The organism is Thalassotalea sediminis (assembly GCF_030295915.1).
Taxonomy (GTDB): domain Bacteria; phylum Pseudomonadota; class Gammaproteobacteria; order Enterobacterales; family Alteromonadaceae; genus Thalassotalea_C; species Thalassotalea_C sediminis.
Genome location: NZ_AP027361.1, coordinates 819,819 through 832,028, shown reverse-complemented (window position 1 = coordinate 832,028; position 12,210 = coordinate 819,819). Strand labels below are relative to the sequence as shown.

Genomic DNA, 12,210 nt, shown 5'->3' with positions numbered 1-12,210 from the left:
AACCTTATCGTTATTAGCGTTGAAGTAATGGACGTATTTTTTTATCTACAGCTTCTCGAGCTCTAAATATTCTGGATCGCACTGTGCCAACAGGACATTCCATAATCGTCGCAATTTCTTCGTAACTTAACCCTTCTAATTCGCGCAGATTAATAGCTGTCCGCAAATCATCTGGCAATTGTTCAATGGTGTTAAACACCACCTTCTTAATTTCTTTGGTCAACAGTAGTTTTTCAGGTGACGCATTTTCTCTCAAAGCATCACCTGAATCATATATCTCTGCATCTTCAATTTCAACATCTGTGCCTGGCGGCTTTCGCCCACTTGCAACCATATGGTTTTTGGCACAGTTTACTGCAATTCGATACAACCAAGTATAAAATGCACTTTCACCTCTAAAATTAGGTAGTGCACGGTAAGCTTTAATGAAAGCTTCTTGAACGATATCAGGTACATCACTATGATTTCTTACATAGCGAGAAACCAAATTTGCTACTTTATTCTGATACTTCGTTACTAGCAGGTTATAGGCATTTTTATCGCCGCGTTGCACCCGCTCAACCAATTCTTGGTCGACGTTCAGTTCGCTCATTCGAGCCAATTCTCCTACTAACTAACTTAATTTATTAACATCTGGCTCATAACAAACGCATCAAGTGAGACTAGGGGATTCGTAAAAAGTTCTAATTATTTTTAAATTAATTTAAAAAAAAGCAATTACTCTAGTCAATTTGTTGTTATCAGCATCTATTACAAGATAAAATCACCCCCATTATACAACACCTTAGTTCATCACGTATATGAATCATCAACATAACTGTGACGTTTTAATTGTCGGTAGTGGCGCTGCCGGTCTAACTCTTGCCTTACATTTAGCCCAAAATGCCGATGTTGTCGTGCTCAGTAAAGGGAAAATGAATGAGGGCTCGACTTATTATGCCCAAGGCGGTATCGCCGCAGTATTTGACGAAAACGACAGTATTGAATCCCATGTTGCCGATACGCTTATTGCTGGTGCAGGGCTTTGCGAAGAATCGGCCGTGCAATATACTGCAGAAAATGCAAAGGCGTGTTTAGAGTGGTTAATTGAACAAGGTGTCGCATTCGATCAGGAAGACAGCGAAAACGGCACAAAAAAATATCACCTAACACGAGAAGGTGGTCATAGCCATCGCAGAATCCTCCATGCAGCCGATGCAACAGGACAAGCAATTCAATCCACGTTAATTGAACGTGTAAAACACCATAGTAGAATCAGGGTCTTTGAGCGTTACAACGCCATAGACTTAGTTAGAGATCATCATCAGCAGTCTAAGCCCTGTATCGGTGCCTATGTTTGGAACCGCAATGTTGAAAGTGTTGAACGTATTTTTGCTAAAAAAGTTATACTGGCGACAGGCGGTGCTTCGAAAGTTTATCAATACACGTCTAATCCTGATATTGCTAGCGGCGATGGTATTGCAATGGCATGGCGGGCTGGTTGCAGAGTTGCAAATATGGAATTTAACCAATTCCACCCTACTTGTCTTTTCCATCCTGAAGCTGGAAACTTTCTCATTACTGAAGCATTGCGAGGCGAAGGAGCACTATTGAGGCGCCCTGATGGTAGTCGATTTATGCCAAGCTTTGATGAACGAGCAGAGTTAGCACCGCGTGATATTGTCGCACGAGCAATTGATTTTGAAATGAAACGGCTAGGTGCTGACTGTATGTATTTAGACATAAGTCATAAGCCAGCAGCCTTTATAAAACAACATTTCCCAACGATATACGAGAAAACACTGTCGCTTGGTATTGATATGACCAAGCAACCAATCCCTGTTGTACCTGCCGCACACTATACATGCGGTGGCGTCATGATTAACCAACAGGGACAAACAGATATTGGCAATCTTTATGCAATTGGTGAAGTAGCATACACTGGCTTACATGGTGCCAATAGAATGGCCAGTAATTCACTCTTAGAATGTCTCGTGTTTGCACGCGCAGCGGCCAAAGATATTGAGTTAACATTAGATCACCAACAGCCTTATTTAACTTTACCACTCTGGGACGAAAGCCGTGTGACTGACTCCGACGAAGAAGTTGTGATTCAACACAACTGGCATGAACTTAGATTATTTATGTGGGATTACGTTGGCATCGTGCGAACTACAAAACGCTTGGAGCGTGCATTGCACCGGGTTGAGTTATTGCAAAAAGAAATTGATGAGTACTATCGACACTTCCGTGTTAGTAACAATCTACTCGAACTTCGAAACCTCGTTCAAGTTGCTGAACTTATCATTAAATGTGCGATGAATCGAAAAGAAAGCAGAGGGTTACACTATACGCTTGATTACCCCAACATGCTACCAACGGCAGAAGTCACGACATTGTATCCTGAAAACTGCCCTGTTGTTTAAACCTAAGTATATATCGGCATAGGCGAGTATAGTCTCGCCTACTCATACTATCTTTAAAAATAAAAAAACGTTTCACTTGATTGGACTGGTTATTTAAGGTGTACAAATGAAGCCAGCAACCAAACCAACCAATTCGACTACCCGAAGTCAGCATGTATAAGTGACTAGGTAACAGTTCTACAACGCCTTTCTGCCCCAATGAAAATATCAAAGGCTGACAGCTTAAGCGATATAAAGATAGCGTACCCAAGAAAAGTAAAGCGCTGAGAAAAGCACAATACTGCCACAACGCGGCGCTTGGTTGTTGATACAGGCATACAATGACCAATATCAAGCAAGCAAAGGTAACAAAGCAACTTTGCCTAGCAAGCACCGATGGCTTAATGCAAAACCTATACTTTGACTCGACTAAGTATAAATTGCACCATTTCGTTAAGTTGTGGGTCTTCACATTCCTCGTGCCCCATAAACCACGCAAACAACTCTGGATCTTGGCAGGTAAGTAAGCGTTCAAAAATTCGTTTATTTGGTTCTGAAAGTTCGTCGTATGCTTCGTCAACAAAAGGCATAAACAACACATCTAATTCTAGCATACCACGACGGCATGCCCATTTTAGCCGCGCTTTGTTTACAGGTTCTGACATTTTATCAATCCTAAAAATACACTAAAGCCATTGTAGCAAAATCACCGTATTAACATCTATAGCCGCATTTCTATTTTTAGCCATATCAATTAAATAGCACAACGTTTTTAGCCTTTAATTTTCAAAGCAAATGTAAACGGTCACAAAATCCCCCAATACTCACTTGCTTCTTATACAAATGTCCCCATCTATGTCATCATTAGGGTATTCCATTGTTCAATTACTATCACGGTTATTACAGCGCATATGAAACCAAGTTTAACTGCTTTACCACATACTTTCACAATTCCATTAACGCAAGTACAGGCAATCTCACTATCGGGTGAAGAGCAAGTAAAGTACTTACAAGGGCAAGTAACTTGTGATGTAGAGACGTTACCCAATGCCAAGTTGCTTTACGGTGCTCATTGCACAGCAAAAGGAAAAGTACTTTCATGTTTTCGCTTGTTTGAACATCAACAATCCCTACTGTTATTACAGCCGGCAGAAACATTAGCCAGTTCTCTAAAAGAACTTCAAAAGTTTGGTGTTTTTGCTAAAGTCACAATAGAAAAATCGCCATTAAGCTTTACCGCGGTTTGTGGTCAAAAGGCAACAGACAGCCTAGCTAAGCATTGCACGTCTTTACCTGATGAATCTTGTCCAGTTGTTAGCAATGACCAGCTTTCAATACTTTATATTGCCAGTAAGTCACCTAGGTATATCGTCGCAGGTAAATCTGACGATGTATCTGCGCTTATCTTAGCACTTGATTTGCCGGCAGTATCTTCTGAGGTGTGGAGTTTATTAGAAATTACCAACGGTATTCCTTTGCTTAAAAATACTGAACAAGAGTATGTACCACAAATGTTAAATATGCAGGCAATTAACGGCATTAGCTTTACTAAAGGTTGTTACCTAGGGCAAGAAACTGTTGCCCGTATGCAATATTTAGGCAGAAATAAGAAAGCCATGTTTACATTAAAAGGTGAAGTACATGAGCAACCTGAGCATATTGCAATTGAAAAGCAACTTGGTGAAAACTGGCGAAAAGCTGGTGATGTGATCAGCCATTATACTGCCGATACGGGTGAGCTATACGTTCAAGCTATATTAGCTAGTGATACAGAAGAACAAACAAATCTGCGACTTAAATCCCCTCAAGCATGCGTATTATCTTTAATGGCTCTGCCATATACACTTGAAAACCAATAACCTTCAACTCTAGGAATTATTATGAAAATTGCCCCTAATAAAGTGGTCATTCTGCATTACGCCGTTTCTGACAGCGAAGACACCCTTATCGACAGTTCTTATGATCACCAGCCATTAGCTGTAATTCATGGCACCGGGTATTTAATACCTGGTTTAGAAGAAGCGCTTACAGATCACAAAGCAGGTGATAAATTTGAAGTAGAAGTGGCAGCAGAAAATGCTTATGGTGAACGTCACGATGGTTTTGTTCAAACCGTACCTAAGTCTCTTTTCCAAGGCATTGAAGATTTAGACGTAGGCACACAACTACGCGCTACAACAGACGAAGGCGAACAAACCGTTATTGTTATCGATGTTCAAGATGAAGAAATTACCGTAGATGGTAATCATCCACTCGCTGGTATAGATCTAAAATTTGACGTTGAAATTATCGAAGTACGTGAAGCAACAGCCGAAGAACTTGAACATGGTCATGTTCATAGCGAAGGTGGTTGTGGCCATCAACATTAATGTTTATACATTAATGACTCTCCCTGATATTGTGTTGTCCTAAAATAGGTTAGCACTTATTTACTAAAACGCCTGATCAACTTTATCGGGCGTTTTATATTTTCAAGCCATGGAGAAATCGACATTATATTAAGTAGTTATATAGAACCGTAATCTACAGTATTATTGGCAAGGCTGAACCACCGTGAATAGCACAGTATTTGCTCATCAGCCACGGTACCGTTAAAGGATATCTTCATCGAATCAAAAAGAAAATAAAGAGCCAATTGCTATAAAAGACACGTTTCGACATCGACACAAACGCTCACATTTCATATTAAACTACCCTCTATCAAGCTGAGCTAAGGTGGTCTCGACGTAGTTGATAATTCCAGTAATGACTAAATGCGATAACACATGAGCCAAAGACGGTCAGACACACTTCGGTTAAATCACCAAGAATTTCGTGCCCCAAATAAGCGGCTACCAGCAAGATAAGCAAGCCAATAAACGCGCCAACAAAAACTTGAATTTTTCGATGGTGCTGATAGCCGAAAAAAAGCGCTAATAAGCTAACAGGCACAACTGCACCAACTAGCCAAAGATGAAAGGATTCACTCTTTAGTAATGACAACCCTGCTAACGGCGGTATTAAAATCATAGCGATGGGTAAAACCAAACAGTGAATTACGCATAAAAGGGATACACCTATTGCTGCTTTGTCACTCATATACTGAAGTTTAATCAAAATTTTTCCTCGCTATAGGGTATGCATTGCTTGTTTACAATGGTTGCACAATGTAATGACTTCTAACTGGCTACCTTTGGCTAAAAAATCAGCGGCTTCAATATGTTGATAAAATGACTGAATGATGTTGTTCGGTGCCTCTATCTCTGCCGTTCTCTGGCAGGATTTACAAATTAAGAACAGTGATGATTGATGCTGGCATTTTGCTGACAAACTTTTACAAGCAAGGTACTTATTAGCTGCATTCACTCGATGTGCCAATTTCATCGATTCTAAAAACTCTAACGCTCGATACACAGACATTGCACGTAGTGAGAGTCCAATAGTCTCATGTGTTTTATCTCTAATTTCATATGCGGAAATTGGTTGCTCTTGCATTAACAAAATTTCAAGTACCCTTTGCCGGTTTTTCGTCAACCCTTTATAGGAATGTTTGCAAACATCTCTTGCTGCGTTAATCACAGCATCTACCTTAACTTGATTCATTTCTATTACTCTAAATACAGTTTAATTCCATGTTTACCTGCACCTTAGAAAGTAGAACGCAACCTTATTACATTGATAACGGTGCAATGCGGTACATAGGCTTATCTAATTTAAACAGTAAAAACCTTAGTGAACGCATCACAACAAACGTAAAACGTTTACTGCGATAAAAACTTTCCGATCAGATATTCCTTTTGATTTTGTTATGTTATAACATAACCACACTAAATGTTATAACATAACAATTTAAAAATAAAACAATATAATCTTTATGGAGTTATAAATGCATAATTTATCCAAGGTTGCAGCACTGTTATCAGTACTTCTACCTACCAGCGTATTAGCACAGTCTGTTCAAGGCATTGTGTTAAATAAAGCAGGTAAAGCCGTCGCTGGTGCCACCGTTGAAGTGGAAGGCATAGGTAAACAGCGAACAGACAAATATGGTCGATTCATTTTTCGCGATTTAAATACCGGTGATAATGAATTCCACATTTCTGCGGCAGGTTTTTCACATATCACCAAACATGTCACTGTATCAGACAGTAACCAAAATCAATTAACGATTACCCTCACCCGCTCACCCATTGAAGTTATTGATGTTCAAGCAACGCCCATTCACATGTCAACAATGGAGTCAGCGGCACCCGTCAGTGTATTAGCAGGTGAAACACTGCGTCGCCAACAAGCTGCGACGCTCGGCGATAGCCTTGAAAAAATAGCTGGTGTTCATACAAATTTTCACGCAAACGTTGCAAGTACACCAGTTATCCGAGGGTTAAGCGGCCCACGAGTATTAATTGCACAAAATGGATTAGATGTAAGCGATGTATCAAGAGTTGGTCCTGACCACTCTGTTGCGTCTGAAGCGTCTACGGCACAACAAATTGAAGTTCTGAGAGGACCCGCAACGCTCTTTTATGGAAGTGGTGCAGTTGGTGGTGTTGTTAACGTTGTCGATAACCGCGTACCAAAAGATAGCAGTACGCGTGGCGAATGGTTAATCGAAAAAGATTCGGTAGACGACAGTAAACTCGCCTCTTTCAATGCAACTACAGGTACTGAATCTTTCGCCTTTTATGCCGATGGTTATTGGCGTGAATCTGAAGATTATAAAGTCCCTGTTAAACCCGAACTTGAACACGACGTTCATGAAGATGAAGAAGATCATCACGCACTAGTAGTGAAAAATAGCGCTGAAGAATCCAATGGTTTTACAGTAGGAGCCAGTTATCTATTTGATAACGGTTATTTTGGCTTCGCTGTTGAACAATTTAATCGTGAATATGGCATTCCAGGCCACAGCCATGGTGGTGAAGAGGAAAGTGCTGAAGAAGAGAACGTATACGCAGATCTTGAGCAAACCCGTGTACAACTACTAGGTGAATTTAACATTCAAGATAGCTGGTTAAACAAAATTAATTTACGCGGTGGCTTTACCGATTATCAACACGCTGAAATTGAACATGGCGTAACCGGCACCTTATTTGAAAACAAAAGCCAAGAGTTAAAAGTTGATCTGTTGCACCGCCCTTTTAATGACTGGAACGGTGGCATTAGTTTTCATTACAAAAACAGTGAAGTTACAGCGCAAGGTGATGAAGCATTTACCCCGCCATCTGAAGCAAAAACAGTGGCGCTGGCGCTAATGGAAGAAAAGCACTATGGAAATGTACTATTGCAATTAGGCGCACGAGTTGAGCGAGTCACGTTAACTGCAAATGACGTGTTATTGCCAATGCTTGCAGCACATGAGCACGAGGAAGAAGACGAGCATGATCATGATCACGACCATGATCACAGTGAGGAAAAAACTGAAATTACACGAGTATTCTCAGTTGATCATGAATTTACGCCAGTAAGCTTGTCAGCGGGTTTAGTATGGGATTTTACGCCTGGTTACAATATTGGCCTGTCAGTTTCACGCTCTGAACGTGCACCATCTGCCTCTGAATTATTATCATTTGGACCACATATTGGTACACGCAGTTATGAAGTTGGTGCCCTATTCGCTTTACACCACGACGATAATACAGCACATATAGGTTTAACAGAAAATACTATCGACCTTGAAACTGCCAATAATGTAGATCTGACCTTACGTAAAACACAGGGCGATGCAGGTTTTATATTTAACCTCTTCTATAACAAAGTAGACAATTACTATTATCAAACTGCCACTGGGTTATTTGCTGAAGACGGCCATGATCATGATGATGAAGGTGACCACGCTCACGACGAACACACTGGAGAGCTACCAGTATATATCTTCCAAACTGATGACGTTATTTTACACGGCTTTGAAGCGCAAGTTGCTTGGCAGGTCAGCAACGCGTTTAAAGCGACGCTATTTTCAGACTACGTTCGTGCACGACGACAAAATGGTGGAGACCTACCTCGCACACCGCCACTTAGATTTGGCACACAATTTAGCTACCAAAATGATCGACTAAGCGCTCACTTGGATATTACACGTTATCAAGAACAAGACAAAATTAGTGCATTTGAAACCACCACAGACGGTTACACCCTTTTAGATGCCAGTATCTCTTATGATTTTTCAGTATTAAATCAAGATATTGCCGTGTATTTAAAAGGTTCAAACCTTACCGACACAGAAGCCAGAGTCCACAGTTCATTTTTAAAAGACATAGCACCTCGCCCTGGCCGCAGTATTGCTCTCGGTATTAAAGGCTACTTCTAATTCATTTATACAATAAAAAGCATTTAAGGAAAAAAGAATGACAACAACATTTCAATTCAATTTACTTGCCGTCGCCATTGGCGGAATATTATTAACAGGTTGTGGCGATGCTGAAACGAATATCGTCGAAAAAGACCCTATAGTAGAAGATGTCGATAATCATGATGATCACGACCACGGTGATGATGGCTATACTATCGAATCGATGGGGCGACTAGCCGTATTGTCTGGTGAAAGCGCTGAAGCAGTAGTTTTTGATCTAGATAATGGTGATTTACTAGAGTCTTTTTCATTAACACATGACTCAAACACACTAAAAGCATCGGCTGGCTACCGCTACGCCGTTATCAACAGTCGCGCTCAAGATTATGTTGGCTTCATTGATAGTGGCTTATGGCGCGAAAATCACGGCGATCATTTACATGATTACCAACAAGAGCCTGTCATGAGTAATTATGAGTTAGTCAGCAACAGTCGGCCGACACATATCGTCAACCACGATGGGCAAATGGCGGTATTTTACGATGGTGATGCTACAACAGGCACTGCAGCCGCTGTGCAGGTAATTACTGATAACGATATCAGTACAGAAACCATGGCGCTTCCCGGAATTCAATACACGATGAATATGCATGGTGTTGCCGAACCTAGAGGTGAGCATCTGCTATCAACAATTCGCCGAGATGACAGCGAAAGCACCTCAAATGCAAAAGTACTACCAGATCAGGTGGGTGTTTACCACTTACACGAAGGCGAATATGAGCTAGAACAAACATTAGATATTACTTGCCCAGATTTACACGGTGCGGCACAAAATAGTGAAGTGGTTGTGTTTGGGTGTAGCGACGGTGTGTTAGTCGCTCACCAACATAACGACGAATATGAAGCAGAGAAAGTAGCCAACATTGCTGAATTGGGTAGTTTAAGAATAGGTTCTGTTTATGGTCACGAAGCAAATGAGTCTTTCATTGGTGTCGCTTCAGCACATGGCGGCGGCGAAGCAATTTTAGTGACCATACACCCTGAAGATGGCGAAATGGAACAACTCGACTGGCAACCAATGGAAAATGCATCCCCTATTTCCTATGCATTTTCTTTTAATGGTGAACACTTCCTGATTTTAGATAACCAAGGTTACCTAACAATTCTTACACAGCATGATCATGACGGTCACGCGGAATGGGAAGTTGCCGGACAAATCGATATTTCACAAGAAGACATCACGGCAATGCCTGAAGGCATGTCATTTAGTATGACAGTTGCTCAAAATGATCACTTTGCTTATGTTGCAGATCCTTTTGCACAGCACATCTTACAAATTCATTTAGATGATATGGAAATCGAAGGCGATATTGAACTTGGTTTTTCACCCGCCAAAATTGCTTGGTTAGGGATTGCAGAAGAGTCTGAATCAGATCACGAGCACCATTAGGATATAATTGGAAGTTTAAAACACAAACCACTCGCTTAAAACTTTACGAGATCTATCGCTTCCTAACCAACTGGCGATAGATCTTTTAATATTGATATAAAAGAATTAATTAACGTTTATCAATGGTAATAGTGCTGTTTTATTAACGCTCCTAAAGCGCATCAATTTTTCTTTTTAACTGCTCTTGTGGATCTGTAATTAACTTCTCTAAGGTTTCAATGCGTTGCTTTAATTGTAATATTTCTTGGTTTTTTGCTGTCCTTTCTTGGTCTAAAAATGAAGAATATTTGTTTAGCCCTAGCCATTCACTAGATAATAAATTACGACGTTCAAACAAATACATGCCAATAAAAAACACAACAACAAATACTACTGCAATATCTAGATTTAATATTAATTCCAACATTATTACTCTCCTTATCAGCGAATAATGAGTTAACAGTTAACATAGTCTAAACATCGCTTCACTTATTACAAAAAAAGAGTAGATAATTTTACCAAGAACTTAATCCATTGATTTTAATTACAGTTTAATCAAGCCTTTAGCCGTTTAAACACCGCAATAGCAGCAATATCATTGCCAAATAGTGTTGAATTAGTATCAAGATTGACTAGCTCCCACCCCATTTCGCCATAAGCATTTAATTTTTCATCAAGCAGTGATAAATCTAACCTACCAGAGACAAACTGTTTTTTATCAAACCTTAACGTTTTATATTCCCAAGTTGGTGACATATCTCATTCACCACTTAACATTCAGCAGCTATGACTGACACTTCAACGAGCAAGGCATCACGCGCCATTGGAGCCTGAACACAAGCTCTAGCAGGTGCATGCCCTTCAGGCACCCATGCATCCCAAACTGCGTTCATTTGGGTAAAGTCATCCATTGTTTTTAAGTAAACCGTTGCTGAAAGCATATGTTCTTTTGAACTACCTGCTTGATTCAATAACGCCTCGACTTTCTCGAGCATTGTTTTCGTTTGGCCAGTAATATCTTCGCTCGCATCTTTACAAACCTGACCACATAAATAAATCGTACCATTGTGCTTTACAATGCGGCTCATACGAGAGCCCGTTTCAATTCTTTCTATCATAGTTACAAAGTGTAATTTATCTGAGAAGTGCAAAATATAATAGCCGTTCAGCAATACAATGAACATAACAATACGCTTATTGCTTATTATTTAAAGCACTAAGCAATAGCTATAAAGCAGCATAAATGTTGTAAGTTAATACTGAGGACAACCGGAATGAGTTAATCTTTTGATGGCTTTGAAGGATACTTTTGCTTAGCAATAGTAACAGCACCTAAAACAGCGAACATCAACGCTACGCCATAAAATGACAATTGATCATTTAATAAGCCTGCAATCAAAAACAAAATGCCACTGGCGATGAACAGATAACCACTTTTTAGTGTTTTAGACATTACACTTCCATTTGTTATTCACTTTAGAGAAAACCATAGCACTTTTAATAAGCGAAATGCAATAAGTGTCTATTTCTGATGCATAGTGTTTTGTTGATATTCTGATCTAAGCAATGCCCAAATATCTTCATCATAGAATTGATTATTTTTTTGGGAAACTTGCCTGCGTTTACCTTCAAACTTAAAGCCATTTTTCTCAAGCACTCTACTAGAGGCAATATTTTCCGTTACAACCGATACATGTAACCTGTTGATATCTGTAGTACGAAAAATGTAATCACTAAAGTCTTTAATAGCGATCGTTGCTATACCTAGTCGCCAATATTTCCTAGCGATCCAATACCCAAGTTCAGCACTAGAGAGATATTCAAACGCACCACGCTCTGCTGAAATACAGCCAACAAATCCACCATGGTACTCAATGGCTAGAGTAAGTTGGGAGGATTGCGCATAAGTAACCCATTCGTTTGCATCTTCGGCTTTATATGGTTTTGGAATCGCGTCAGTAATATATTGAGTTACCTGAGGATCATTTAAATATGATACAAGTTCATCAATATCGGATTTTTTAAAAGGTCTTAAAGTGATCATAGAGGCTACAAGCGTTAACTAGCTCGCTGCATGTACGAGTACATAACCTAAAATAAAAGTACTCAATGTATTTTCTCGCAAAATT

The 12,210-nt window shown here is 39.9% G+C and carries 15 protein-coding genes; 5 read left to right on the top strand and 10 right to left on the bottom strand.

All coding sequences use genetic code 11. From position 1 onward, the window contains the following. Positions 1 to 13: 13 nt before the first annotated feature. Positions 14 to 592, bottom strand: coding sequence for an RNA polymerase sigma factor RpoE (gene rpoE, locus QUE09_RS03765; protein ID WP_286234875.1), 579 nt, complete (start codon positions 590 to 592; stop codon positions 14 to 16). Positions 593 to 800: 208 nt separating this feature from the next. On the opposite strand from rpoE, the gene nadB reads away from it, so the two are divergent. Next, on the top strand, positions 801 to 2,405 hold the full coding sequence (gene nadB, locus QUE09_RS03760; RefSeq protein WP_286234874.1) for an L-aspartate oxidase: 1,605 nt from the start codon (positions 801 to 803) through the stop codon (positions 2,403 to 2,405). Here the strand turns inward: nadB and QUE09_RS17585 are convergent. Continuing rightward, the gene (locus tag QUE09_RS17585) at positions 2,368 to 2,778 is read right to left on the bottom strand and encodes a protein YgfX (protein WP_350226388.1); all 411 of its coding nucleotides are present in this window, start codon (positions 2,776 to 2,778) and stop codon (positions 2,368 to 2,370) included. The genes nadB and QUE09_RS17585 overlap by 38 nt on opposite strands. Positions 2,779 to 2,797: 19 nt before the next feature. After that, a complete protein-coding gene (locus tag QUE09_RS03755; protein WP_286234873.1) occupies positions 2,798 to 3,049 on the bottom strand; it encodes an FAD assembly factor SdhE in 252 nt (83 codons plus the stop codon). Positions 3,050 to 3,295: 246 nt separating this feature from the next. Here QUE09_RS03755 and ygfZ point away from each other — a divergent pair, with 246 nt between their 5' ends. Beyond that, positions 3,296 to 4,243 (top strand): tRNA-modifying protein YgfZ, encoded by a 948-nt coding sequence (ygfZ, locus tag QUE09_RS03750; protein ID WP_286234872.1) that lies wholly within the window; start codon positions 3,296 to 3,298, stop codon positions 4,241 to 4,243. Between the two features lie 21 nt (positions 4,244 to 4,264). Beyond that, positions 4,265 to 4,753 carry an FKBP-type peptidyl-prolyl cis-trans isomerase gene (locus QUE09_RS03745; protein WP_286234871.1) on the top strand — a complete coding sequence of 163 codons (489 nt, stop codon included), beginning with the start codon at positions 4,265 to 4,267 and terminating at the stop codon, positions 4,751 to 4,753. 331 nt (positions 4,754 to 5,084) lie between these two features. Here QUE09_RS03745 and QUE09_RS03740 read toward each other — a convergent pair whose 3' ends face one another. After that, on the bottom strand, positions 5,085 to 5,480 hold the full coding sequence (locus QUE09_RS03740; protein ID WP_286234870.1) for a MerC domain-containing protein: 396 nt from the start codon (positions 5,478 to 5,480) through the stop codon (positions 5,085 to 5,087). A 12-nt stretch (positions 5,481 to 5,492) separates the two neighbouring features. Then, positions 5,493 to 5,966 carry a Fur family transcriptional regulator gene (locus QUE09_RS03735; protein WP_286234869.1) on the bottom strand — a complete coding sequence of 158 codons (474 nt, stop codon included), beginning with the start codon at positions 5,964 to 5,966 and terminating at the stop codon, positions 5,493 to 5,495. 283 nt (positions 5,967 to 6,249) lie between these two features. Here QUE09_RS03735 and QUE09_RS03730 point away from each other — a divergent pair, with 283 nt between their 5' ends. Beyond that, positions 6,250 to 8,670 (top strand): TonB-dependent receptor, encoded by a 2,421-nt coding sequence (locus QUE09_RS03730; RefSeq protein ID WP_286234868.1) that lies wholly within the window; start codon positions 6,250 to 6,252, stop codon positions 8,668 to 8,670. A gap of 37 nt (positions 8,671 to 8,707) precedes the next feature. Further along, on the top strand, positions 8,708 to 10,102 hold the full coding sequence (locus tag QUE09_RS03725) for a 5-methyltetrahydrofolate--homocysteine methyltransferase (protein WP_286234867.1): 1,395 nt from the start codon (positions 8,708 to 8,710) through the stop codon (positions 10,100 to 10,102). Positions 10,103 to 10,253: 151 nt separating this feature from the next. Here the strand turns inward: QUE09_RS03725 and QUE09_RS03720 are convergent, their stop codons facing one another. From QUE09_RS03720 to QUE09_RS03700, 5 genes are all read right to left on the bottom strand, one after another. After that, on the bottom strand, positions 10,254 to 10,508 hold the full coding sequence (locus tag QUE09_RS03720; protein WP_286234866.1) for a hypothetical protein: 255 nt from the start codon (positions 10,506 to 10,508) through the stop codon (positions 10,254 to 10,256). 128 nt (positions 10,509 to 10,636) lie between these two features. Then, positions 10,637 to 10,837: a DUF4177 domain-containing protein gene (locus tag QUE09_RS03715; RefSeq protein ID WP_286234865.1), complete on the bottom strand. Its 201-nt coding sequence runs from the start codon at positions 10,835 to 10,837 to the stop codon at positions 10,637 to 10,639. Positions 10,838 to 10,851: 14 nt separating this feature from the next. After that, the gene (locus QUE09_RS03710) at positions 10,852 to 11,199 is read right to left on the bottom strand and encodes a RidA family protein (RefSeq protein WP_286235876.1); all 348 of its coding nucleotides are present in this window, start codon (positions 11,197 to 11,199) and stop codon (positions 10,852 to 10,854) included. A 161-nt stretch (positions 11,200 to 11,360) separates the two neighbouring features. Then, complete coding sequence (locus QUE09_RS03705) at positions 11,361 to 11,534, bottom strand: hypothetical protein (protein WP_286234864.1); 174 nt, start codon at positions 11,532 to 11,534, stop codon at positions 11,361 to 11,363. Positions 11,535 to 11,603: 69 nt separating this feature from the next. Further along, positions 11,604 to 12,125, bottom strand: coding sequence for a GNAT family N-acetyltransferase (locus tag QUE09_RS03700; protein WP_286234863.1), 522 nt, complete (start codon positions 12,123 to 12,125; stop codon positions 11,604 to 11,606). Positions 12,126 to 12,210 lie beyond the last annotated feature (85 nt).